Annotated in this window: 22 protein-coding genes; 7 read left to right on the plus strand and 15 right to left on the minus strand. The window is 71.0% G+C overall.

What is annotated here, in order from left to right; all coding sequences use genetic code 11:
- Positions 1-3: 3 nt before the first annotated feature.
- The 13 genes from ACGFNN_RS24425 to ACGFNN_RS24485 form a co-directional block, all read right to left on the minus strand.
- On the minus strand, positions 4-663 hold the full coding sequence (locus ACGFNN_RS24425; protein ID WP_393558926.1) for a 1-hydroxy-2-methyl-2-butenyl 4-diphosphate reductase: 660 nt from the start codon (positions 661-663) through the stop codon (positions 4-6).
- A gap of 4 nt (positions 664-667) precedes the next feature.
- A complete protein-coding gene (gene shc / locus ACGFNN_RS24430) occupies positions 668-2,680 on the minus strand; it encodes a squalene--hopene cyclase (RefSeq protein ID WP_393558927.1) in 2,013 nt (670 codons plus the stop codon).
- Positions 2,681-2,786: 106 nt separating this feature from the next.
- Positions 2,787-3,890 carry a polyprenyl synthetase family protein gene (locus ACGFNN_RS24435; RefSeq protein WP_362550048.1) on the minus strand — a complete coding sequence of 368 codons (1,104 nt, stop codon included), beginning with the start codon at positions 3,888-3,890 and terminating at the stop codon, positions 2,787-2,789.
- On the minus strand, positions 3,887-5,275 hold the full coding sequence (hpnE, locus tag ACGFNN_RS24440) for a hydroxysqualene dehydroxylase HpnE (protein ID WP_393558930.1): 1,389 nt from the start codon (positions 5,273-5,275) through the stop codon (positions 3,887-3,889). Before hpnE ends, ACGFNN_RS24435 begins: the two co-directional genes overlap by 4 nt.
- A gap of 115 nt (positions 5,276-5,390) precedes the next feature.
- The gene (gene hpnD, locus ACGFNN_RS24445; RefSeq protein WP_362674087.1) at positions 5,391-6,311 is read right to left on the minus strand and encodes a presqualene diphosphate synthase HpnD; all 921 of its coding nucleotides are present in this window, start codon (positions 6,309-6,311) and stop codon (positions 5,391-5,393) included.
- A gap of 29 nt (positions 6,312-6,340) precedes the next feature.
- A complete protein-coding gene (gene hpnC / locus ACGFNN_RS24450; RefSeq protein ID WP_393558932.1) occupies positions 6,341-7,255 on the minus strand; it encodes a squalene synthase HpnC in 915 nt (304 codons plus the stop codon).
- Between the two features lie 403 nt (positions 7,256-7,658).
- Positions 7,659-8,444 (minus strand): ABC transporter ATP-binding protein, encoded by a 786-nt coding sequence (locus ACGFNN_RS24455; RefSeq protein ID WP_362550057.1) that lies wholly within the window; start codon positions 8,442-8,444, stop codon positions 7,659-7,661.
- Positions 8,437-9,366, minus strand: coding sequence for an ABC transporter permease (locus tag ACGFNN_RS24460; RefSeq protein ID WP_362550059.1), 930 nt, complete (start codon positions 9,364-9,366; stop codon positions 8,437-8,439). The genes ACGFNN_RS24455 and ACGFNN_RS24460 overlap by 8 nt, the downstream gene beginning before the upstream one ends.
- Before the next feature lie 102 nt (positions 9,367-9,468).
- On the minus strand, positions 9,469-10,341 hold the full coding sequence (locus ACGFNN_RS24465; protein ID WP_393559113.1) for a glycosyltransferase family 2 protein: 873 nt from the start codon (positions 10,339-10,341) through the stop codon (positions 9,469-9,471).
- 8 nt (positions 10,342-10,349) lie between these two features.
- Positions 10,350-11,129, minus strand: a complete 780-nt coding sequence (locus ACGFNN_RS24470) for a CDP-alcohol phosphatidyltransferase family protein (RefSeq protein ID WP_362674074.1) — start codon at positions 11,127-11,129, stop codon at positions 10,350-10,352.
- Positions 11,107-12,168: an iron-containing alcohol dehydrogenase family protein gene (locus ACGFNN_RS24475; RefSeq protein WP_362550068.1), complete on the minus strand. Its 1,062-nt coding sequence runs from the start codon at positions 12,166-12,168 to the stop codon at positions 11,107-11,109. The genes ACGFNN_RS24470 and ACGFNN_RS24475 overlap by 23 nt, the downstream gene beginning before the upstream one ends.
- Positions 12,156-12,893, minus strand: a complete 738-nt coding sequence (locus ACGFNN_RS24480) for a sugar phosphate nucleotidyltransferase (protein ID WP_393558935.1) — start codon at positions 12,891-12,893, stop codon at positions 12,156-12,158. Before ACGFNN_RS24480 ends, ACGFNN_RS24475 begins: the two co-directional genes overlap by 13 nt.
- Positions 12,890-14,644, minus strand: a complete 1,755-nt coding sequence (locus ACGFNN_RS24485) for a DUF5941 domain-containing protein (protein WP_393558937.1) — start codon at positions 14,642-14,644, stop codon at positions 12,890-12,892. Before ACGFNN_RS24485 ends, ACGFNN_RS24480 begins: the two co-directional genes overlap by 4 nt.
- 302 nt (positions 14,645-14,946) lie before the next feature.
- Here ACGFNN_RS24485 and galE point away from each other — a divergent pair, with 302 nt between their 5' ends.
- From galE to idi, 3 genes are all read left to right on the plus strand, one after another.
- Complete coding sequence (gene galE / locus ACGFNN_RS24490; RefSeq protein WP_393558939.1) at positions 14,947-15,933, plus strand: UDP-glucose 4-epimerase GalE; 987 nt, start codon at positions 14,947-14,949, stop codon at positions 15,931-15,933.
- Between the two features lie 175 nt (positions 15,934-16,108).
- A complete protein-coding gene (locus ACGFNN_RS24495) occupies positions 16,109-17,050 on the plus strand; it encodes a cation diffusion facilitator family transporter (protein WP_393558941.1) in 942 nt (313 codons plus the stop codon).
- Between the two features lie 154 nt (positions 17,051-17,204).
- A complete protein-coding gene (idi, locus tag ACGFNN_RS24500) occupies positions 17,205-17,798 on the plus strand; it encodes an isopentenyl-diphosphate Delta-isomerase (protein ID WP_362550083.1) in 594 nt (197 codons plus the stop codon).
- Positions 17,799-17,828: 30 nt separating this feature from the next.
- Here idi and ACGFNN_RS24505 read toward each other — a convergent pair whose 3' ends face one another.
- Both ACGFNN_RS24505 and ACGFNN_RS24510 read right to left on the minus strand, forming a co-directional pair.
- Positions 17,829-18,251 carry an ATP-binding protein gene (locus tag ACGFNN_RS24505; protein ID WP_362550086.1) on the minus strand — a complete coding sequence of 141 codons (423 nt, stop codon included), beginning with the start codon at positions 18,249-18,251 and terminating at the stop codon, positions 17,829-17,831.
- Between the two features lie 183 nt (positions 18,252-18,434).
- On the minus strand, positions 18,435-19,094 hold the full coding sequence (locus tag ACGFNN_RS24510) for an HdeD family acid-resistance protein (RefSeq protein WP_393558943.1): 660 nt from the start codon (positions 19,092-19,094) through the stop codon (positions 18,435-18,437).
- An 80-nt stretch (positions 19,095-19,174) separates the two neighbouring features.
- On the opposite strand from ACGFNN_RS24510, the gene ACGFNN_RS24515 reads away from it, so the two are divergent.
- From ACGFNN_RS24515 to ACGFNN_RS24530, 4 genes are all read left to right on the plus strand, one after another.
- Positions 19,175-19,969 carry an enoyl-CoA hydratase/isomerase family protein gene (locus ACGFNN_RS24515; RefSeq protein WP_393558945.1) on the plus strand — a complete coding sequence of 265 codons (795 nt, stop codon included), beginning with the start codon at positions 19,175-19,177 and terminating at the stop codon, positions 19,967-19,969.
- A 232-nt stretch (positions 19,970-20,201) separates the two neighbouring features.
- Positions 20,202-21,065 carry a hypothetical protein gene (locus tag ACGFNN_RS24520; RefSeq protein ID WP_393558947.1) on the plus strand — a complete coding sequence of 288 codons (864 nt, stop codon included), beginning with the start codon at positions 20,202-20,204 and terminating at the stop codon, positions 21,063-21,065.
- Positions 21,066-21,134: 69 nt separating this feature from the next.
- Positions 21,135-21,266: an LPFR motif small protein gene (locus tag ACGFNN_RS24525; RefSeq protein WP_362550104.1), complete on the plus strand. Its 132-nt coding sequence runs from the start codon at positions 21,135-21,137 to the stop codon at positions 21,264-21,266.
- Positions 21,267-21,478: 212 nt separating this feature from the next.
- Complete coding sequence (locus ACGFNN_RS24530; RefSeq protein ID WP_393558949.1) at positions 21,479-23,911, plus strand: Tex family protein; 2,433 nt, start codon at positions 21,479-21,481, stop codon at positions 23,909-23,911.
- Positions 23,912-24,226 lie beyond the last annotated feature (315 nt).

Below are 24,226 nucleotides of genomic sequence, written 5' to 3' on the forward strand. Positions count from 1 at the left end.
GGCTCACCTCCTGGGGAGCAGCAAAGATCGGTGCCATTCATAAAAAGCCGGAAGGACAGCACGAAGAACGCGGAATGCCGATATTCCACCGCGCACCGTGCCGATACGGACGAGCTCATGCTCTGGAGCGTCCACGACCACCCGTACGGCCGCAACAGGGCGTTGTCCGGTCCGTACGGCCGTCCGCAGGGTGGCGGCCGACTCCATGTCCACGGCGATCGCGCCGGTGGCCCGGAGCGAGACGCGCTCCGGGCCGCGGACCACGTGCCCTGAGCCGGTGAGCGGACCGGTGTGGACCGTGCGCCCGGGTACCGCTCTGACCAGCGCGTCGACCATCGCCCCGGTACCGGTGCAGACCGTGGTGCCGCCGGTGTCCCGGGTCTCCTCCGCGACCACCAGGTCGCCCGGGTGCATGCCCGGTTCGAGTCCGGCGCAGAAGCCGGCGGCGAGGACGGCCGTGCCGCCCGCGCCGTCGAGACCCAGCGCCTCCCGGACGGCGTTCTCCGCGGCCCGTGGGCCCATTCCGGACCGGATGACGCTCACCGGGCCGGGCCGCGGGGTGCCGCCCCGCCTGCCGGTGCGCAGCGCGAGGCGCTCGATGCCCAGCGCGCAGGCGATCAGCAGCGGAGTGGCGGTACCGGGCGGCTCCTGAGCACCACCCATGGGTTCAGGCCCCCTTGCCGTTGTGGGTACCGCTGCAGGCACCGCTGGTGAAGGGGTCGCCGTACACGTAGCGGCCGAGGGCGGTCAGCGGGAACACCTGTCGGTAGAGGTGGTAGTTGATCGAGAAGTCCCAGGGGAAGCCGGTGCCGGTGAAGTGCGGCTCGTCCCAGGAACCGTCTGCCTGCTGGGTGTCGGCCAGCCAGGCCACTCCTCGCTCGACGGCCCGGCTCTCCCGCTCGCCCGCGGCCAGGAGGGCGAGGAGGGCCCACGCGGTCTGGGAGGGGGTCGAGGCGCCGAGGCCGATCCACTTCTCCTCGTGGTAGGACCTGAGGTCCTCGCCCCAGCCCCCGTCGTCGTTCTGGACCGACTTCAGCCAGTCGACGGCCCGCCGCACCGACGGATGCGAGGCGGGCACTCCCGCCACGATCAGGGCGGGCAGCACGGAGCCGGTGCCGTAGATGTAGTTGACGCCCCATCGGCCGAACCAGGCGCCGTTCGCCTCCTGTTCGGCGAGCAGCCACTCGACGCCCCTGCGGGTCCGGGGGTCGTGGGCCCGGCCCTCGACGGCGAGCATCTCCACGACGTGCCCGGTGACGTCGGACGACGGCGGGTCGATGACCTCCCCGAAGTCGCAGAACGGCAGCCGGTTGGGGAAGGGGCTGGTGTTGTCCGCGTCGAAGGCCCCCCACGCGCCGTTGCGTGACTGCATGCCGAGGTTCCAGCGGACCCCGCGCTCGATGGCGGCCTCGACCCTCGCGGGGTCGGGGTGTCTGACCCGGCGCAGGGCCAGGACCACTTCGGCGGTGTCGTCGATGTCGGGGTAGTTGGTGTTGTGGAACTCGAACGCCCATCCGCCCGGGGCCAGTTCGGGCTTACGGACGGACCAGTCACCGGGGCGGACGATCTCCTCGCCGAGCATCCAGTCCGCGGCGCGCACCAGCGCGGGGTGATCGGGGCTCACCCCGGCGTCGGCGAGTGCGATGGTGGCGAGGCAGGTGTCCCACACCGGGGACTGGCAGGCCTCGACCATGCGGGCGCCGTCCTCCCGCCAGACCGCGAACCGGTCGAGGGAGGCGAGCCCCTCCCGCATGACCGGGTGGTCCAGGTCGTATCCCAGGAGATGCAGGGCGATGATGGAGTACACGGCGGGCGGCTGGATGCCTCCCCAGCAGCCGTCGTTCTCCTGACGTTCGATGATCCAGCGGGCGGCGGCGTTCATGGCGATACGGCGCAGTCTGCGCGGGGCCACCCGGTGGTAGAGGTGCAACGCCTTGTCGAGCCGCTGGAAGACGCCGTCCCAACTGGCCGCCCGCGCTCGGCTTCTGGGCGGTGCGGGGCATGCCGGATCGGTGTGCAGTTCGTCGAGGGTGAAGGGGGCGGGGCGTACCGGGCGCTTCGCGGACACGATGGTCAGCGGAACGATCGTCTGGCGGGCCCAGCATCCGAAGTCGTAGATGTTGAGCGGGAACCACTTCGGGAAGAACATCAGCTCGGGCGGGAGCTCCGGCAGGTCCTCCCACTTCCACCAGCCGAAGAGCGCGAGCCAGATCCGGGTGAAGACCCGGGACCGGGCGATGCCTCCCTGATCCCTGACCCACCCGGCCGCGCGGATCATGTGCGGATCGTCGGGCCTGTCACCCGCCAGCCTCAGGGCGACGTACGCCTCGATCGTGGCGGACAGGTCGGGGGGGCCTTCGAAGAAGGTGTTCCACGTGCCGTCGCCGAGCTGTTCGCCCCGGATGAAGCGGGCAGCGGCCTTGACGGTGTCCGGGTCCTGGATTCCCAGGAACTGACGGAGCAGCAGGTCCTCCGCGTCCATGGTGACGTTGGTGGCGAGGTCGCCCTTCCACCAGCCCTGCTCGTCCTGCCTGCCGAGGAGATGCTCCACCGAGCGTTCCGCGGCCCTCCGCGCGACGGTGAGCAAATCGTCCGCGGCGGTGATCGATTCGGTCGGATCGCCTGCCGGTGCCGCGCGGAGGTTCGCGGCCCCGGTGCTTCCGTCTGTCGTCGCTGTCATGGCTTCCCCTTCGTGCAGTCAGGTCCTCTGCTGTGCTGGGGTCTCCGTCGGCGGGCGCCCCCCGTGGGGCGCCCGCCGGCGACTGCGAGTCATATCTGGAGGTTCATCATCTCTTTCGTACGACCACGAAGTCGGCGAGTTCGGTGAGCTGCGCCCTCACTCGCTCCGGCATGTCGACGCCGTGCAGCGCCTCGATGGCTACCGCGTGCTGACGGCGGGCTTCCTGGGCGGTCCACTCACGGCCGCCCGCCTCCTCGATGAGTGCCGCTCGCGCGGCGAACTCCTCCTCGGAGAAGCTGTCGAAGTCACTGCTCGCGGCGTCCGCGGCAAGGAGTTCGCCCAGACGCTCGGACGCCGGTCCGCCCGCTGCGAGCGCGGCGACGACGGGCAGGGACTTCTTGCGCTGGCGCAGGTCGCTCCAGGTCTGCTTGCCCGTGGACTCCGGGTCGCCCCAGATCCCGAGCAGATCGTCGACGGCCTGGAAGGCGAGGCCGAGGTGGTAGCCGTACGCCTCGAGGACGTCGGCGGTGCGGTCGTCCGCCCCGCCGAGGACGGCGCCGATGGAGACGGCGCAGGCCAGAAGGGCGCCGGTCTTGTTGCCCTCCATCTCCAGGCACTCCTCGACGGTGACCCGCTCGCGGTGCTCGTAGGAGATGTCCTGGGCCTGACCGTCGATCAGTTTGCGGCTGGCCGTGGTCAGCCTGCGCGCGGCCCGCCCGGCCTCGACGGTGCCGAGCTCCAGCAGGATCTCGTTGGCGAGGGCGAAGAGCGCGTCGCCGACGAGGATGGCCTGGGCGGGACCGTGCACCTTCCACACGGTGTCCCGGTGGCGGCGCTGCTCGTCACCGTCCATCAGATCGTCGTGCAGCAGCGAGAAGTTGTGCACGAGTTCGACGGCCACGGCGCCGGGGATGCCGGCCTCCGCGGGTGCGCCGGCCGCTTCCGCGGACAGCAGCGCGAGCGCGGGACGTACCGCCTTGCCGCCGTCGCCGTCGGCCGGACGGCCCAGGGCGTCGATCCAGCCGAAGTGATAGGCCGCCACTGTGTCCATGGGCGGTGCCAGCCGGCCCACGGCAGCTCGAAGTACCGGCGCTGACAGGGCCCTTCCACGCTCCAGAAGCGCGGTGACGTCCGCGGTGTCCACCACGGTGTCGTAAGCCGGATTCGCCGGGGTCACAGACTCTCCTCTTGTTCCGGTGGTACTGCTCATGCCGCCTCCTGCAGCGGATGTTCGTGGGGCCGGCCGAGGGCCTGGAGTGCGGCGTCCGCGGCGGTGGAACCGCTGCGGACCGCACCCTCCATGGTCGCGGGCCAGCCGGTGGCGGTCCATGCTCCCGCCAGGTGCAGTCCTGGGGCACGGGTGTGCGTGCCCGGGCGCAGGCGTCCGACACCGGGCGCGGGCGCGAAGGTCGCGGTGCGTTCCCGGGTGACGAAGAAGTCTCTGATACCGGCCCCCCGCGCCGCCGGGAGGAGCCGTTCCAGCTCGGGCAGGTAGCGGGTGCGCAGTTCGGCGACCGGCAGGTCGATCTCGTCCTGCGCGGCCGACTGGGAGAGGGCGAGGTACTGGCCCCCGCCCTGCAGACCTGAGGCGTGGGTACGGTCGAAGACCCACTGCACCGGTGAGCCGAGCGCGGCGAGGAAGGGCCTGCGCAGGACGGTTCGGTCGTAGACGACGTGCACGTTGAGGATCGGCGCGTCGGTCAGTTCGAGCAGCCTGCCGGGGTCGTCGAGGGCGCCCTCGGGCAGGAGCCGGTGGGTCTCGCCCTGCGGTACGGCCAGGACGACCGTGTCCGCCGCGAACCGCTCGTCCTCGGTGGCGACGGACCAGCGTCCGTCCTCGGACTTCGTGAGGGAACCGACGCGGGCACGCAGGTGAATCCTTACGCCCGCCGACTCGAGCGCCTTGCGGGCGAGGGTGTCGTGGAGGTCTCCGAGGGGCACCGCGGCCCATCCGATGTCGGCCGCGCCCGGTTCCGAGAGAAGCCCGGTCTTGAAGACCTTCGCCGCGAGCGCCATCGAGGCGTTGGGGGCGGTGGCGTTGAGCGTCGCTACACCGACGAGGTCCCAGAGGGCCTCGACGGTGCGCCGTGACTGCCCGTGGCGGTGGAGCCAGGTGGCAAAGTCGATGGCGTCGAGCGCCGGATCGGCGGGGTCGAGGCGTCCCAGTGCCAGCGCGGCCCGTGCGACGCCGGCCTTCTCGGCGAGCGACAGGTGGGGGTAGGCGGCGAGTCCTCCGGCGAGGTGCAGCGGCACGGGGAGCCCGGTGCGGCGCAGTCGCCCGGCTCGCGGCCCGGCCTTCCGGCCCACGTCCAGCACCGGAACGTCGAGGCGGTCCTGGAGCGGGGCGAGATGGGTTCCCTCGATCCGGTCCAGGAACCAGCGGTACGCGGTGCAGCAACGCAGGTACACGTGCTGCCCGTTGTCGACGGAGAGGTCACCTCTCCTGAAGGAGAAGGCGAGCCCGCCGAGCCGGGGACGTCCTTCGAGCAGGGTCACCCGGAGCCCCGCGTCGGCGAGACGCAGTGCCGCCGTGACACCCGCGAGACCGCCTCCGACGACCACGGCGCGGGAATCGCGAGGATCCTGGGCGCTCATGCCTGCTCCTCTCGCCGTGGCGGGACGCTCAGCGGCTCGCGCCGGGCCGTCGCAGACTGGGACGCGCCGGGGGACGCGAAGGTTGCCCGGGAAGCACACCGCATCCGACCGGCCATCAGGCCCTCCCCCTGGCCGTCCGGCGTGAGATGTGACGCGCGTCGAGCCCCGACAGCCCTCGCACCGCGACGTAGGCCTTCTCGTGGCCGGGCAGCGAGACCCTGCCGCGCAGGACCGCCTCGGGATCGCGTTCGATCCGGTCGAGGAGGCGCCGGTAGATGCCGGCCATGGCCGCCACGCAGGCCCCACTGCGACGGTCCAGCATCGGCAGCAGCCGGTACCCCTCGGCGAAGAGCGCCCGGGCACGCCGGACCTCGAAGTGCACGAGCCCCGCGAAGTCGGAGCCGGGCGGCGGGGTGGCACGGCCGAAACCGGCCGAGCAGCCGAACTTCGCGAGGTCGTCGGCGGGCAGGTAGGTGCGCCCGTTCCCGGCGTCCTCGCGCACGTCGCGCAGGATGTTGGTGAGCTGGAGTGCGAGGCCGAGCGTGTCGGCGTACTCCGGGGCCCGTTCGGCACCCGGTGCGCCGGCTTCCGTCCCGAAGACGCCGAGGCTGAGGCGGCCGATGGCGCCGGCGACGCACCGGCAGTACCCCTTCAGGTCGTCCCAGGTCTCGTAGGTCGCTCCCCGTACGTCCATCAGGACGCCGTCGATGAGCTCGTCCAGCCCGCCCAGCGGCAGGGGGAAGCGCCGCGCGGCGTCGGCGAGCGCGACCGCGACGGGGTCGGTGTCGTCCTCGTCGACGGCCTTGTCGCGGATCCGGGAGAGCAGTTCCCGGGTGTCCTCCAGCCGGACGCGCTTGGTCTCCGGGGCCAGGTCTCCGTCGCCGATGTCGTCGACCCGACGGGAGAAGGCGTACAGCGCCGACATGGCCTGCCGCTTCTCGTACGGCAGCAGTCGGATGCCGTACGCGAAATTACGGGCCTGTTGTCCGGTGACGGCCTCGCAGTAGCTGTACGCGGCCTGTACCGGTGCCGACATGTACGTCGTCTGTCCCTCCACGGTCCGGATCACCCCTTTCTGTGCGCTCTTCGCAGGACGGCTCCCACCTCGCGCAGCAGTCCGGGCGCGGTGGGCTTGGGCGGTCCGGGCAGTACGTCGAATCCGGCGGCCGAGACGGCCGCGAGCGCGGCACGGCCACCGCCCACGAATCCGGCGAGCAGCAGCCTGAGCCGGCCGTGGACACTTCCCACGAGGGGAATGCCCTCGTCCAGCAGTTCGCGGGCGCGTTCCGCCTCGAAGGCGATCAGCGCGCGTACGGCCGCACCCGCGGAGGGCGCGGCCAGGTCACCCTCGCCGACATGGAAGCGTGCCATGTCCTCGGCGGGCAGGTACACACGGTCGCGGCCGAGGTCCTCGGCGACGTCCTGGAGGTGCTCGGCGATCTGGAGGGCGGTGCAGACGGCGTCCGAGCGGCGGATGCGCTCGGGGCTCGTGGTGCCCGTGATCTGCAGGACGAGGCGGCCGACGGGGTTGGCGGAAAGCTCGCAGTAGGCCAGGAGGTCCGCGTAGGTGCCGTAGCGGCGGACCTTCTGGTCCTGCCGGTTGGCCTCGACGAGGGCGAGGAAGGGTTCCGGGGTGAGCGCGCAGCGCCGGGCGGTGGGACCGAGGGCGCGCATCAGGGGATGAAGGGGTTCCTCACCCGTGGAGAAGACACGGTGCAGGTCGGCTTCGAGGGCGTCCAGCATGGCGAGGCGGTCCTCGCTCCGGCCGGGGTCGAGGCCGAGGCGGCGGGCGTCGTCCCCGCCCGGGGCCAGGTCGCCGTCGCCGATGTCGTCGACGAGCCTGGCGAATCCGTACACGGCCATCAGGTCGTCGCGCCAGGCCCTCGGCAGGAAGAAGGGGGCCACGGGGAAGTTCTCGTCCGCGGCCTTGTCGAGCGTGGTGGTGGCGGCGTCGGGTCGGGGCCGCTCGGTGCGGGTCACGGTGTACCACCCGACGCGGGGACGGCGAAACCACGTCGGAGCTGGAGATTTTCCATCATTGCCGTCATATCTCCCGTTCTACACTGCCGACCCAAAACATCCCTTTTCGGACACGCCGCTGGTCCGGCCGAGTGCGACATGCGCACAACGGGCGATGCGCCGGGGCGTATCACCCCACAGTGCCGCGAATCAGTACCGGGACAGCTTACGTTGTACAGCCCACGGGGCCGCGCCGGGGTGAGGTGCACACGCTCTCTCACCCTGTTCGCCGTCAACCCTCCCCGGATTCAGGCCTGTTGACGTCATCCGCCGGGAGGAGATCCCGGAGCGCCCGTGACGTCCACGCACCGCACACCAGGCGGCCCCCGCCGTCGCGCTCCGGCGGGGGCCACACGGGTGACGACTACTTGCCCGTCTCCCGCTCGTAGGCCTTGAGCACCTCTTCGGTGGGGCCGTCCATCAGGAGCTCGCCCTTTTCCAGCCAGAGCACGCGGTCGCAGGTGTCCCGGATCGTCTTGTTGTTGTGGCTGACCAGGAAGACCGTACCGGCCTCCTTGCGCAGTTCACGGATCCGCTCCTCCGAGCGGACCCGGAACTTCCGGTCGCCGGTGGCCAGCGCCTCGTCGATCATGAGGACGTCGTGGTTCTTGGCGGCGGCGATCGAGAAACGCAGCCGGGCGGCCATGCCGGAGGAGTACGTCCGCATCGGCAGGGTGATGAAGTCACCCTTCTCGTTGATCCCGGAGAAGTCCACGATGTCCTGGTACCGGCTCCGGATCTCCTCACGGCTCATGCCCATGGCCAGACCACCGAGCACCACGTTGCGCTCACCGGTGAGGTCGCTCATCAGGGCCGCGTTCACCCCGAGCAACGACGGCTGGCCGTCCGTGTAGACCTTGCCCTGCTCGGTCGGCAGCAGACCGGCGATGGCCCGGAGCAGGGTGGACTTGCCCGAGCCGTTGGTGCCGATGAGACCGATTGCCTGACCTCGGTACGCGGTGAAGGAGACGCCCCGCACCGCGTGCACCTTGCGCACACCGCGCTGCTCGCCCTTGCCGCGCCGCATCATCCGGCTCAGCGCGGCGGTGGCGCTGCCCTTGCCGCCCCCCGTGCCGTTGACCCTGTACACGATGTGCACATCGTCCGCGATCACGGTGGGGATGTGTCCCTGGGACGATTCCTCAGCCACGGCCGTACCGTTCCTCTGCCTTCCAGAAGTACACGAAGCCCAGGACGCCGACGACGAGCGCCCAGGCGAGCCCCACGGCCCAGACGTGCTGCGGAAGGTTCTCCGAGCCGTAGCCGTCGATCAGGGCGAAGCGGACCAGGTCCATGTAGATGGCCGCCGGGTTGTACTGCAGCACGTCCGCGATCCACTGGGGCTTGTCCGCCAGCATCACGGGGATGGAGAACATGACGCCCGAGGCGTACATCCACGTCCGCATGACGAACGGCATCAGCTGGGCGAGGTCGGGGGTCTTGCTGCCCAGCCGTGCCATGACGAGCGCCAGGCCCGTGTTGAACAGGAACTGCATGGCCAGCGCCGGAATCACCAGCAGCCAGGACAGCGCCGGGTAACTGCCGAAACCGACGGCCACGGCCACCAGCACGATCATCGAGAAGAGCAGCTGCTGGAGCTGCTGCAGCGAGAACGAGACCGGCAGCGACGCGCGGGGGAAATGCAGGGCCCGGACCAGACCGATGTTGCCGGAGATGGAACGCACCCCCGCCATGACCGAGCTCTGGGTGAACGTGAAGACGAAGACCCCGGTCACCAGGAACGGGATGAAGACCTCCTGGGTCATGCCCTTCCGGGTCCCCAGGATGATCCCGAAGATCAGGAAGTAGACCAGGGCGTTCAGCAGAGGTGTGGCCACCTGCCACAGCTGGCCGAGCTTGGCCTGGCTGTACTGGGCGGTCAGCTTGGCCCTCGAGAAAGCCAGGATGAAATGGCGTCGGCCCCAGAGCTGCCGCATGTACGCGAACAGCCCGGGCCGGGCTCCGCTCACCGTCAGGCCGTACTTCTCGGCCAGCCGGGACGGGCTCAGCCCCTCGTCGGCGGACGGCGGGCTGCTGAGGGCAATCCCGCCGTCGTGGGTCGTGTCACTCACAGTTAGGAACTCTCGTCTTCACAATGCGCAGCCGGGCGCGGCCGAGGCGGACAGGATCCCCGTACGAAACGCGTACGGCTCATGGTCTCAGAGGTGAGCCTCTCAGATCACCGGCGGCCGGCCCAGTCTGGTCAGGCGCCACACCGTACGCCACCTCATGGGGCGCCGGGACCCGCAGGGCGTCGTCCAGCCTTCCCGGAAGCCGCCGAACCATGCCTTGAGCGCGGGCTTGGAGGGCCTGCGGACCAGCGTGAGGAGGAGCCAGACACCGAGGTACACGGGGACCAGCGGCGCGGGAAGGTTCCGGCGGGCCAGCCAGACGCGGTTGCGGGCCACCATCCGGTGGTAGACCGCGTGCCGCGAGGGCGCGGTGGTGGGGTGGTTCAGCACCATGTCGGAGCGGTAGTCGATCATCCACCCGGCGTCCAGGGCACGCCAGGCGAGGTCGGTCTCCTCATGGGCGTAGAAGAACTCGCCCGGCAGCGGACCGGCGTCGGCGATCACCTGGCTGCGCACGGCGTTCGCGCCGCCGAGGAACGTGGTGACCCGCGACGAGCGCATCGGGTCGGCGGCCCGCAGGCGCGGCACGTGCCGCCGCTGGGTGACTCCGGTGTCCGGGTCCGCGATGCGGAAGCTGATGATGCCGAGTGCCGGGTCCGCCTCGAACGCCTGCCGGCAGAGCTCGGCGGTGTCGGAGTTGGGCAGGTGCCCGTCGTCGTCGAGGAAGAGCAGGGCGTCCACGTCGGTGCCGGACGGGCCGAACGCCTCGATCCCGACGTTGCGGCCGCCCGGGATACCCAGGTTCTCGGGCAGCTCGACGGTCCGGACGCCCGGCGGGACGTCGGGTACCGGGGCACCGTTGCCGACGACGACCACCTCGATCCGGTCGCCCTCCTGCCCGGCGACCGAATCGAGAAGGGCACGCAGTTCGTCGGGGCGGTTGCCCATGGTGATGATCACCGCGCCGAGTTTCATGGGGGAGCTCACTTCAGCCTGCTGGACGCCAGGATCGACACCAGGTGCAGGACGGTCTGGAGAAGGGCGATGCCCGCCAGGACCGCGACCGCGAGACGGCTGAAGAACAGGTCGTCCCTCACGGTGTCGAGGACCGCGGTCACCAGGATGAGCAGGGACGCCTCGATCCCGAGGATCAGCCGGTGGAACTTGAGCGCGCCTGCGGCCCGGCGGGCGAGCGCCATGCCGGACGAGCGCGGCTCGGACGCGGCTTCCTTGACCGGCGGCAGTCCGCCCTGGTGGCGGGCCACACCGACGAGGTCGGTCTCGGCCTTGATCAGGATGGCGCCGAGCGCGGCGAGCGTGCCCAGGAAAGCCCACAGCCAGTCGATGCGCCCGGACCCCCAGATGTCGGCGGCGCGCAGACCGAGGCCGACCAGCACGGCCGCGTCGCACAGGTACGCCGCCACCCGGTCCAGGTAGACCCCGCCCAGGGAGTACTGCTTCTTCCACCGGGCCACCTCACCGTCGACGCAGTCGAACAGCAGGTAGAGCTGGACGGCGATCACGCCGAGCAGCGCGCCCGGAATGCCCGGGACGAGCAGCGCCGGAGCCGCGAGCACACCGGCGACGGTCATCACGTAGGTCAGCTGGTTGGGCGTGATCCTGGTGGTCACCAGGCGCCTGGTGATGCGCAGCGAGACCTCACGCATGTAGAGCCGACCCGCCCAGTGCTCACCGCTGCGCCGGTCCTTGACGCCCGGGGGGTGCACGACCGGACGGAGTTCAGCTATGGATGGCTTTTGCATAGTCGGCGTACGCGTCCCTGATCTGGTCGGTGGGCAGGTTGAGGTGTTCCAGGATCGTGAAGCGTCCCGGGCGCGTCTGCGGGGCGTACTCGACGGCCCGCACGAATTCGTCCGTGGTGAAGCCGAGCTCGTCGGACAGCACCGGCAGCCCGTGACGCCGCAGGACGGTCGCCATGTGGACGGCGTCCTCGTGCGCGCCCCGCAGGTACATGGCGAAGCAGGCGCCGAGGCCGACCTGTTCACCGTGGCTGGCGGCACGCTTCGGGTAGAGCAGGTCGAAGGCGTGGTTGATCTCGTGGCAGGCGCCCGAGGCGGGCCGGGAGTCCCCGGCGATCGACATCGAGATTCCCGTGAGGACCAGCCCCTCGGCCAGGACCTTGAGGAAACCGTCGTCGCCGACCCCGCCGGGGTGACGCAGCACGGCCTCGCCGGCCTGCCGGGCCATGGCTGCCGCGAGCCCGTCGATGTCCTCGCCGCGGACCTCGTGGGCGAGCTCCCAGTCCGCGACGCAGGAGATGTTGGAGACCGCGTCCCCGACGCCCGAACGCACGTAGCGGGCGGGCGCCTGGCGGATCACGTCGAGGTCGATGACCACGGCGATCGGGGTGGGGACCCCGTAGGAGCCCCGCCCGTTGTCGTTGTCCAGGGTCGCGACCGGCGAGCAGAGCCCGTCGTGGGACAGGTTCGTCGCGACGGCGACCATGGGCATGCCCACGCGCGCCGCGGCGTACTTGGCCACGTCGATGATCTTTCCGCCGCCGAGGCCGACGACCGCGTCGTAGCGGTTGCCCTTGATTCCGTCGGCGAGGCGGACCGCGGAGTCGATGGTGCCGTCGGCGACCGGGTACCAGTCGGCGCCCGGCAGTACGGGGGCGAGCCGCTCGCGCAGGGCGCGCCCGGACCCCCCGCTGATCGCGATGGCGAGCTCGCCCGACGCGGAGATCCGCTGGTCGGCGAGGAGACCGGCCAGATCGTCCATCGCGCCGCGCCGGATGTCGACGACGACCGGGGACGGGATGAGGCGGGTCAGTACAGGCACGCGATCTCCCTGCCCCTGGCGAGGTCGTCGTGGTTGTCGATCTCGACCCACGTCACCTCGCCGATGGGTGCGACGTCGACGGTGAAGCCGCGGTTCACGAGCTCCTGGTAGCCGTCCTCGTAATAGAGGTCGGGGTCCCGCTCGAAGGTGGCCTTCAGCGCGTCGGCCAGCTCCTCGGCGGCCTCGGGCTCGATCAGGGTGACGCCGATGTACTCGCCGGACGCGGTGGCCGGGTCCATCAGCTTGGTGATCCGGCGGACGCCCTTGCCGTCCTCGGTGATGACCTTCATCTCCTCGTCGGCCAGGTTCTTCACCGTGTCGAGGGCGAGGATGATCTTCTGGCCCTTGCCGCGGGCCTCCAGCAGGGTCTTCTCGACCGAGACCGGGTGCACGGTGTCACCGTTGGCCAGGATGGCGCCCTGCTTGAGGACCTCGCGCGCGCACCAGAGGGAGTAGGCGTTGTTCCACTCCTCGGCCTTGTCGTTGTCGATGAGCGTCAGCGTCACGCCGTACTTCGCCTCGAACTCGGCCTTGCGGGCGTACACCGCCTCCTTGCGGTACCCGACGACGACCGCGACCTCGGTGAGTCCGACCTCGGCGAAGTTGGCCAGCGTCAGGTCGAGGACGGTCTTCTCGCCGTCCACGGGCACCAGGGCCTTGGGCAGCGTGTCCGTGTACGGACGCAGGCGGCGTCCGGCGCCGGCAGCCAGTACGAGGCCGATCATGCGAGTTCTCCTTCGTCGTGTACGGCGGGAGCCGAGGAGGACACCCAGAAGCGGATGGACTCCGCGAGCACCACCAGAGCCACGGCTGCCGCGAGTGCGGTGAGGGCCGTGGTGAAAGCCGGATCGTGGATGAGCACGGCGGCGAGTACGGCCACGGCCAGGGTCCGGCCCTCGTGCCCGAGCGTCACGCGCACCAGCCACCGGGGCGGAGCCCCGGTGCCGCCGCGGATGCGGTACACCGTGTCGTAGTGATGGTAGGCGACGGCCGAAACCAGGCCGAATGCCGCGGGAACGGCGTGCGGGACGTCACTGCGGGCCGCCAGCACGAGGATCGTGCAGTACTCGGCCGCCCGGAAGACCGGAGGAACCAGCCAGTCGAGCGCGCCCTTGAGCGGCCGCGACACCGCCAGCCCGGAGAGGACGGCGTAGAGGGCCGCGGCCCCCACGGTGAGCCAGCCGCCGTACGGGGCGAAGAGCGCTGCGGCCAGCAGTACCAGTGCTCCCGCGAACGCCAGGACGGGGGCCGTGAAACCGCCGCCCGGGCGCCGCAGCACGGCCGCGACGGCCTGGGCGAGGGGGCCGGAGTCGGCGAGGTCGTGCAGCGCCAGGGCCGCACGGTCGGTGCGCTGCGCCTTGCGGGTCAGCGAGCGCAGCAGCCGGCCGGCCGTGGTGTAGCAGGCGGCCAGGGCGCAGCCGACGAGCAGGGCGTAGAAGACGACACGGGGCGTGGTCACGGCGGTCAGCACGGCGATCATGGCCCATCGTTCACCGATGGGCAGGACTATCATCCGGCGGAGCCACACCGTCCAGCCGACGCTGTCGAGCCGGTCGGAGAGGGCGGCCGTGGGGCTCGTGTTGGACACCGCGTCGTGGTTGGCCTCGTTGAACGAGAAGTCCACGACATGGCGGCAGGCCTGGAGCACCATCGCGCCGAGGGCGAGGACCCAGACGTCGTCACCGCCTCGGGCGGCGCCGAGGGCGAGGCCCGCGTAGTAGGCGTACTCCTTGGCCCGGTCGAAGGTGGCGTCCAGCCAGGCGCCCATCGTCGAGTACTGGAGCGAGTACCGGGCGAGCTGGCCGTCCGTGCAGTCCAGGACGAACGAGAAGAGCAGAAGCACTCCCGCGGCCACGTAGCCGCCGCGGGTGCCGGTCGCCGCGCAGCCGGCCGCGATCAGCGCGGTGATCAGCGAGGCGGTCGTGACCTGGTTCGGAGTGAGGCCCCGGCGGGCGCACCAGCGGGCGATGTACCGGGAGTAGGGGCTGATGAAGAAGGTGGTGAAGAACCCGTCGTGGGCCTTGACCGCGCTGCGCAGCCGCACCGCCTCGTCGTCGACGGCCGCCACGGCCGCGACGGCTTCGGTACGTGCCTCGGGCGTCGTGGGTACGGCCGCCGTGAGCGAGCCGAGCTCGGGACGCTGCACGGCCGTGCCCTCCACGTCCAGCGCGACGGCCAGACGGCCGGGCACCGTGCGTTCCTCGGTGACGGGCTCACCGGCGGAGGGGGCGAGAGGGCTGCCCGCGCCTACGGCCGCCACAGCCCGCCGCAGGGCCCGGAGCAGCGCGGGGCGCGCCTCGGGCTGGGCGGTCAGGGCCCCGGGGATCGAGGCGGCGGCGAAACGCGGGTCGGTCAGCCCGAGCCTGAGGGCGTGGACGTGACCGACGAAGCGTGGGTCCACGAGCGCGACGCGCGTGTTCATGGGGACCGCGGCGAGCAGCTCGGCGGCTTCGCCGGCGTCGGCTGCTGCGGTCACGTCAAAGCCGAGTGACCTCAGATCGTCCTCGAGCGACGATCCGGGTACCGGCGCACCGGTGAGGATGGCGGTCGACAGACGAACTCACTCCTTGGAGCTGATGGGAACGGCGCGACATGTGGCCCGGAGGTGGGCCGGCGGCGCGTCGGCTGAGGCTATCGGATGAACGGAAGGCCGAGTTCACCGCCCGTTCGTGCTCCGTTCGGGCGAATCGGCCATCATGCGGCGCCGTTCGCGATCATCATCGTCGATCAACGCCTCGGCTCACAAACCGCGTCCGGGCAGCGCATAGGCTGACACGTATGACGTGGTTGATCACAGGCGGAGCGGGTTACATCGGGGCACATGTGGCAAAGGCCATGGTTGCGGCCGGGGAGCGTGTCGTCGTACTCGACGACCTCTCGACGGGTCTCGAGGAACGGCTGCCCGCCGCGATCACCCTGGTCCGCGGATCGGCCTCCGACCGGGAGGTCGTCGACCGGGTCCTGGCGGAACACGCCGTGACCGGTGTGGTGCATCTCGCTGCGAAGAAGCAGGTCGGGGAGTCCGTCGAGAAGCCGCTGCTGTACTACCGGGAGAACGTGTCCGGGCTGGCCGTACTGCTGGAGGCCGTGGTCGCGGCCGGTGTACGGCGCTTCCTCTTCTCCTCGTCCGCGGCCGTCTACGGCGTCCCCGACGTGGAACTCATCACGGAGGAGACTCCGTGCGCGCCGATCAACCCGTACGGCGAGACCAAGCTCGCCGGGGAGTGGCTGGTGCGCGCGGCCGGGAAGGCGCACGGGATCTCGACCGCGTGCCTGCGTTACTTCAACGTGGCGGGAGCGGCGGAGCCGGTCCTCGCCGACACAGGCGTCTACAACGTCGTCCCCATGTTCTTCGACCGGCTGACCCGGGGCGAGGCGCCCCGGATCTTCGGCGACGGCTACCCGACCCCGGACGGCACCTGTGTACGCGACTACATCCACGTCGCCGACCTCGCGGACGCGCACCTCGCCGTCACGCGCCGTCTGGACGCGAGTCCGAACGGCGAGGATCTCACCGTGAACATCGGACGGGGCGAGGGTGTGTCGGTGCGCCGTCTCGCCGAGCTGGTGGGCGAGGTCACCGGCCTGCGGACGGAGCCCGTGGTCGAGGCCCCCCGCCCCGGGGACGCGGCGCGTGCCGTGGCGTCGGCCGGCCGGATGGAGGGGGAGCTCGGGTGGAAGGCACGCCACACCATGCGCGAGATGGTGGAGTCGGCCTGGGAGGGCTGGTGCCTGCGCCACCCGGAGGCCCGCTCGGCGTCCTGACGGAAGGAGCCGGCGGCGACGCTCTGACCTGGCACCATTTCCGCAGGTCAGAGCATATGACAACGGTGTTCAGTGCCGTGTTGCCCGCTACCCCTCCCCCGTAGTTCACTGGCGGCACCGGGCGAGGTGCGTCCGCGCTGTCCGAGGGACACGGCGGGGTTACGGAGGCGTTCTCATGGGGGCTGGCCACGATCACGGGCACGGGCACGGAGGGCCGCCCCCGACGGGGACCGCGGCCGCCGCGTACCGGGGCCGGCTGCGGGTCGCCCTGGGGATCACGCTCGGCGTCATGGTCATGGAGATCGTCGGCGGACTGCTCGCCGACTCCCTCGCCCTGATCGCCGACGCCGCCCACATGGCGACCGACGCGCTGGGGCTCGGCATGGCGCTGCTGGCGATCCACTTCGCCAACAAGCCCGCCGGCCCCAACCGCACCTTCGGCTACGCGCGCGCCGAGATCCTCGCCGCGCTGGCCAACTGCCTGCTGCTCCTGGGGGTGGGGGGCTATCTGCTCTTCGAAGCCGTCGACAGGTTCATCACTCCGGCCCAGACCAGGGGCGGTCCGGCGCTCGTCTTCGCCGCCGTCGGCCTGGTGGCCAACGTGGTCTCCCTGTCGCTGCTGATGCGCGGGCAGCGGGACAGCATCAATGTCCGGGGCGCCTATCTCGAGGTCCTCGCCGACACGCTCGGTTCGGTGACCGTGCTCGTCTCGGCGGGCGTCATCCTGGCCACCGGCTGGCAGGCCGCGGACCCGATCGCCTCGCTGCTCATCGGCCTGATGATCGTGCCCCGCACGGTGAGGCTCCTTCGGGAGACGCTGGACGTGCTGCTGGAGTCCGCGCCCAAGGGCGTCGACATGGACGAGGTGCGTGCCCACATCACGGCTCTGCCGGGGGTGCTGGACGTCCATGACCTGCACGCCTGGACGATCACCTCGGGCATGCCGGTGCTCTCGGCCCATGTGGTCGTGCACCAGGAGATGCTGGACTCGATCGGCCACGAGAAGCTCCTGCACGATCTGCAGGGCTGCCTCGGGCACCACTTCGACGTCGAGCACTGCACCTTCCAGCTCGAGCCCAGCGGCCACGCCGAGCACGAGGCCAGGCTCTGCCACTGAGCGGGCCCCGCCACGCCGCGGCACGGACGCCCCGTCAGGCAGTCGGCGGACATACCCGCACCCGAAGTGCGGACAAGCGGCTTTTGTACGGCAGACTTGTCCGCACTCGAAGGGGTCCGGCGCACGAGGCCGGGGCCCAAAGCGAAGGATGGGTATGCCGACCACACCAGCCGCCGCGGCGCACAGCTCGTCGAACGGCACTGCAGACGCGATCATGCTCGAACTGGTCGACGAGAACGGCACCACAGTCGGCACCGCGGAGAAGCTCGCGGCCCACCAGGCTCCCGGTCAGCTGCACCGCGCGTTCTCCGTCTTCCTCTTCGACGAGCAGGGACGGCTGCTGCTGCAGCGCCGCGCGCTCGGGAAGTACCACTCCCCCGGCGTGTGGTCGAACACCTGCTGCGGGCACCCCTACCCGGGCGAGGCCCCCTTCGCGGCGGCCGCGCGGCGTACGTACGAGGAGCTCGGCGTCTCGCCCTCGCTGCTGGCCGCGGCGGGCACGGTCCGCTACAACCACCCCGACCCCATGTCGGGCCTGGTGGAGCAGGAGTTCAACCACCTCTTCGTCGGCATGGTGCAGGAGCGGCTGCGGCCGGACGAGGAGGAGGTGGGCGAGACGGCCTTCGTGACCGCCGGGGAGCTCGCGGAGCGCCACGCGGCCGCGCCGTTCTCGGCGTGGTTCATGACGGTGCTGGACGCCGCCAGGCCGGCGATCAGGGAGTTGACGGGCCCGTCGGCAGGGTGGTGACACCGCACGCGGACCCCGGTGCGGTCGCGGTCAGAGCCGCGCCTTCAGAGGCAGGGCAGCCCAGATGATCTTGCCGCCGCCCGCGGTGTGCTCCACGTCGCAGGTGCCTCCCGCCTCGGCGGTGATCTCACGGACCAGGAGCAGACCGCGGCCGCCGGTCTGCGCGTAGTCGGTGACCAGCGCGGTCGGGCGGTACGGGTGGTTGTCCTCGACGGAGACCCTGATCCACTCCGCTCCGATGGCCACCTCGACGGCGAGTTCGGGTGAGAGCAGCGCTGCGTGCTTGACCGCGTTGGTGACCAGTTCCGACACGATCAGTAGCAGGCCCTGGAAGATGTCGTCGTCGACGGGGACGCCCTGGCGCTGGATCAGGTCCCTCACCGCGTGGCGGGCCTGCGGCACCGAGACGTCCGACGAGGGTGCGGTGAAGCGCCACACCCCTTCGTACGACACGGGATGGGCCGGAACACTCCCACGGCTCTCCACAGACCGCCACCCGCTCTCGACTCGCATCTCGTACCGACCATCGGGTAACGAGTGTCGGGAAGAGTGTGGTCCGGACCGCACTGCTGACCGGAAGTAGTCGCTTCTGGAACACATCTGACCGAGTGGGTATGACAGCGTCAGGTGAGGAGACTATTTCTCACCGTCTTGTGGCTTCATACGGTCCGTTTCCTCGGGTGGCGGTGTGTCGGTCTCGCCGGGTGCCGCCCGGTCTCCGTCCTCGGGCGCCATCTGCTCCGTGACCATGCTGACGACCCGTCGGCCTCCCACGCCGATCGCGATCAGCCCGAGTCCGTCGAACAGCAGCGCCAGCGAGAAGAAGCACCCGAGGACGTAGAGGCTGCTGTGCGGCCAGTCGACGAGGACCAGGACACCGAGCAGCAGTCCGAAGGCCCCCTGCAGCAGGGTCCAGCCGAACTGGGGACCCCGGACGACCACACTGCCGACCAGCCGGAACACTCCCCCGGTGAGGAAGAGGAGGGCCGCGAACATCGTCAGCGCCTCGGCGGTGCCCGCGGGGTACTTGATGACGACGACTCCGGCGGCGATGTTCAGGGCGGCGACCACCACGCCCAGCCAGAAGTACGGCGTGCCACGGGCCTGGACCGCGTGGAGGAGGCCGACGAGACCGCCGACGAGCAGCAGCCAGCCGAAGAGGATCATCGAGGTGAGGGTGGCCACCCCCGTGTAGACGAGGCCCACCAGCCCCGCGACGACCAGCACGGCGCCGAGCAGGGCGAGCGCGCTGAAGCTTCGGCTGAGTTTCCTGCCCTCGGCCCTGGGTCCGGACATCGACAGCTCCTCACGGTGCGTGCCTGCTTCGCGACCCCTTCTTGATCATAGGTTCGAGCGGTGCGGATAGCATCCGGCGCATGGATCCCAGGGAGCGGACGGCCGAACCGGCGCTGGAGCACACGGTCGTGGACGGCGTCGCCACCGTCGTCATCAGCAACACCGCCAAGCGCAACGCCATGACCACCGGCATGTGGCAGGCCCTCCCACCGCTGCTGGAAGCGCTGGCCGCCGACCCGGCCGTGCGGATGCTCGTACTGACCGGTGCCGGTGACACGTTCTGCGCCGGAGCGGACATCGGCTCCCTCCGGGAACCGGGCGGGCGGCCGCAGGCGCTCGCGGTCGAGGCGGAGGAGGCTCTGGCCGCGTTCCCCCTGCCCACCCTGGCGGCGGTTCGCGGGCACTGTGTCGGCGGCGGCAGCCAGCTCGCGGCGGCGTGCGATCTGCGGTTCGCCGAAGAAGGCTCCTCCTTCGGAATCACCCCGGCGAAACTGGGGATCGTCTACCCCTCGTCGTCGACTCGTCGGCTGGTCTCGCTCGTCGGCCCGGCCACGGCGAAGTTCCTCCTGTTCTCGGGGGAACTGATCGACGCGGACCGGGCCCTGCGCGCAGGACTCGTGGACGAGGTCCGGCCGGCCGGAGCCCTGGAGGAGCGGGTGCGGTCGTTCGCCCGGATCCTGGTGTCGCGTTCGCGGCTGACCCAGGCGGCGGCGAAGGAGTTCGCCGACGGACGCGAGGACCGGGACGCGTACTGGTCGGAGCAGTCCCGCGGCAGCGGCGACGCCGCCGAGGGGGTCGCCGCCTTCCTGGAACGGCGCGCTCCCCGCTTCACCTGGACGACGGGGAGCACCGCGGCCGCGCCTACGTCAGGATGAGCCGGCTGTTGGCCCGCCAGTACTCGACGACGGCCGCGGGCGCCTTCCCGGGTGATCCGCTGTCGTAGGGCGGCTCGGCGTCCGGATCGCTTCTGCATGCCCGACATCCTGGGCGGGCGGCCCCGATGACCGCAATGACGAACTTCCCACCTTTACGGCCATGCCGTGCGCCTTCGCCGGCTGTCACGCCCCCACCCTGTCCCGCGTACCAACCAGTCGGTAACGTGCGGGCATGAGTACTCTTCCCCCGCGGGCAGGACGCCGCTGCCACAACGCCGTCAATCCACTGCACTCCAGCGTCTACTTCTCCCCCGACCTCGGCAAGGAGTTCGCGGAGCTCGGCATCGAGGACGAGAGCCGGGTCTACTTCGCCTCCCGTGGCGCCGCCCTGGGCGCCGTGGGGGCGGGTACGGTCACCGCGACCTTCTACAACTTCAACCACGAGCTCGTCGCCCGGCATCTGCCCGCGGTCTGGTCGGAGATCACGCCCGCGGCGGCGCTCGACGCGCGACTGCGGGCGGCGGACTCGACGCTGCGCCGGGTGCTGGGCGAGGAGGTCATCGCCTCCCCGGAGATGGCGGAGGCAGCCGGCCTGGCACTGCGCGCGGTGGAGGCCTGCACCTCCCACGCGCGCCCGCTCTACGCCGCGCACGCGGATCTGCCCGTGCCGGACCAGCCCCACCTCGCCTTCTGGCACGCCGCGACGCTGCTGCGCGAGCACCGCGGTGACGGGCACCTGGCCGCACTTCTCTCGGCAGGGCTCGACCCGCTGGAGGCGCTCGTGAGCCACACCGCCACCGGCAAGGGCATGGCCCCGCGCTGGATCCTCGCCACGCGCGGCTGGCGCCGCACGGACTGGGACGCGGCCGTGGAGCGGCTCCAGGGCCGCGGGCTCCTGGACGCCGCGGGCGAGCTGACCGAAGCGGGCACCGCCCTGCGGGCCGGTCTCGAGGAGTCGACGGACAGGATGGACGCCGCGCCCTACGAGCACCTGGGCGAGGACGGCGTCGCCCGGCTCACGGAGCTGGGCCGGGGATTCCTCTTCACGGCCGCCTCGGCCGGGGCGTTCCCGGCCGACCTGGTCGGCAAGGGCTGAGCGGCCCCGCATGTTTGATCCGGAAGGGAGGGGTCAGGCGGTAGGCACACCCTACGAAGGAGGCACACCGTGTTCCGTGCGATAGCGAACGCCCTGCGTACCGTCGGTTCGGCCGTCGCCACCGTGGTGACCCTTCCCTTCCGGCTCCTGGCCGGACTCTTCGGCGGCGCGTCGCGCGGCGGCAGGACCCGGCGCGCCTGACCGCCCACCCGCGGCACTGCGGGGGCCGTGATCGAGCAGGTCACGCGACACGGCCCCCGCCCACCCGGCACAATGCAGGCCAGGACCTGTGTGGAGTTGTCCCGTGGCGTCACGGGACAACTCCACACAGGTCCTGAGGGGCCCACCCGGGTGTGGACCACCCCGGTGGCACAGCCAGCACAGCCAGTACGAGAAGGCGAGTCGGGAAAACCGTGACGACGTCAATCGAAGGCAGGATCGCCGAGGAACTCGGCGTACGTGAGCGTCAGGTGAAGGCGGCCGTCGATCTGCTCGACAGCGGGTCGACCGTGCCCTTCATCGCGCGCTACCGCAAGGAAGCGACCGAGATGCTCGACGACGCGCAGCTGCGCGCGCTCGAGGAACGGCTGCGGTACCTGCGGGAGCTCGAGGACCGCCGTAAGGCGGTCCTCGATTCCGTGCGCGAGCAGGGCAAGCTCGACGCGGCCCTGGAGGCGCAGATCCGCGCGGCGGACACCAAGGCGCGGCTGGAGGACATCTACCTGCCGTTCAAGCCGAAGCGCCGAACCAAGGCGCAGATCGCGCGCGAGGCGGGCCTGGAGCCCCTGGCCGAGGGGCTGCTCGCCGACCCGTCCGTCGACCCGTCCGCCGCGGCGGCGGCGTTCGTCGACGCCGGCAAGGGCGTCGCGGACCCGTCCGCCGCGCTGGACGGTGCCCGGTCGATCCTGGCCGAGCGCTTCTCCGAGGACGCCGACCTCACCGGTGAGCTGCGCGAGCGCATGTGGTCGCGCGGCCGAGTCGTCGCGAAGGTGCGGGAGGGCAAGGAGGAGGCGGGGGCCAAGTTCGCCGACTACTTCGACTTCGCGGAGCCGTTCACCGAGCTGCCGTCGCACCGGGTCCTCGCGATGCTCCGCGGCGAGAAGGAGGACGTGCTCGACCTGGTCCTGGAGCCGGAGGAACCGTCGCAGGAGCCCGGCCCCTCGTCGTACGAGAACATGATCGCCCGCCGCTTCGGCGTAGCGGACCGTGGCCGGCCGGGAGACAAGTGGCTCGGCGACACGGTGCGCTGGGCCTGGCGGACGCGGATCCTCGTGCACCTGGGGATCGATCTGCGACTGCGGCTGCGCACCGCGGCGGAGGACGAGGCCGTACGCGTCTTCGCTTCCAACCTGCGCGACCTGCTGCTCGCGGCACCGGCGGGCACCCGCGCGACGCTGGGACTGGACCCGGGCTTCCGTACCGGTGTGAAGGTCGCCGTGGTGGACGCGACCGGCAAGGTCGTCGCCACGGACGTGATCCACCCCCACGTGCCCGCGAACAAGTGGGACCAGGCGCTCGCCTCCCTGGAACGCCTGGTCAAGGCGCACCAGGTCGATCTGGTCGCCATCGGCAACGGCACGGCGTCACGCGAGACGGACAAGCTCGCCGGCGAGCTCTGCGACAGGCTCCCCGAGCTGAAGCTCACCAAGGTGATGGTCTCCGAGGCGGGTGCCTCGGTGTACTCCGCCTCGGCCTTCGCCTCGCAGGAACTCCCGGACATGGATGTCTCCCTGCGCGGCGCGGTCTCCATCGCGCGCCGGCTCCAGGACCCGCTGGCCGAGCTGGTGAAGATCGACCCGAAGTCGATCGGTGTGGGCCAGTACCAGCACGACCTCTCCGAGGTGAAGCTGTCGCGTTCCCTGGACGCGGTGGTCGAGGACTGCGTCAACGGCGTCGGGGTCGACGTCAACACCGCGTCGGCGCCGCTGCTCTCACGGGTGTCGGGCATCGGATCCGGGCTCGCGGAGAACATCGTGGCCCACCGGGACACGAACGGACCGTTCCGTTCCCGCCGCGCGCTCAAGGACGTGGCACGCCTCGGCCCCAAGGCGTACGAGCAGTGCGCGGGCTTCCTCCGGATCCGGGACGGCGACGACCCGCTGGACGCGTCGAGCGTGCACCCGGAGGCATATCCCGTGGTGCGGACGATGGTGAAGAGCACCGGTGGTGACGTCGCCTCGCTGATCGGCAACACGGAGACCCTGCGTTCGCTGCGGCCGGACGACTTCGTCGACGAGAAGTTCGGGCTGCCGACGGTGACGGACATCCTCCGGGAGCTGGAGAAGCCCGGCCGTGACCCGCGGCCCGCCTTCCGTACCGCCACCTTCAAGGAGGGCGTCGAGAAGCTCGGCGATCTGGCCCCCGGCATGGTCCTGGAGGGGGTCGTCACGAACGTGGCCGCCTTCGGCGCGTTCGTGGACGTCGGCGTCCACCAGGACGGCCTGGTCCATGTGTCGGCGATGTCGCGGACCTTCGTCAAGGACCCGCGCGACGTCGTGAAGCCGGGCGACATCGTGAAGGTGAAGGTCATGGACGTCGACATCCCGCGCAAGCGGGTCTCGCTGTCCCTCCGGCTGGACGACGACACCACCGCCGGCCAGGGCGGCGGGCAACCGCGGCGGGACCGGGACGCCAGGGGCGGCGAACGGCCGCCTCGCCAGCGTCAGGGGCAAGGACAGGGCCAGGGCCAGCAGGACGGCCGGCAGGGCGGCGGCCGTCGCAACGACAGGCGCGGAGGCGGCGGAGGCGGAGCCCAGCGCCCGGCACCCGCCAACAGCGCGATGGCCGACGCGCTGCGGCGCGCCGGACTGACCGGCGGCTCGGATCAGGGCGGCGGCAGGCGCTGACGTACGGCGGGAGGGGCGGACGGGGAACGGCCCCGTTCGCCCCTCCCGCGTATCCGCTCCGGCCCGCTCGACGAGACAACACCGTTACGTGGAAAGGGTGTTGCCCGAAGCATTGACATGAGCAGGACGCGCCGCCACTCTGAGTGCCAGCCCGGGATGCAACCGGTTGCAAGGCACTTGTTCGCATCCCGGTAGCAAGGCTCTCCACTCGAAGATCCCCACCCTCGCACCTGCGTCGACGACGTGGCGGAAAGGGCTGCCGATGGCCGGTACGACACGAGAACACCCGGACGCCGCACGGGCCGATCCCTGGCC

The sequence above is a fragment of the Streptomyces sp. NPDC048590 genome (assembly GCF_043199535.1).
Taxonomy (GTDB): Bacteria; Actinomycetota; Actinomycetes; order Streptomycetales; family Streptomycetaceae; genus Streptomyces.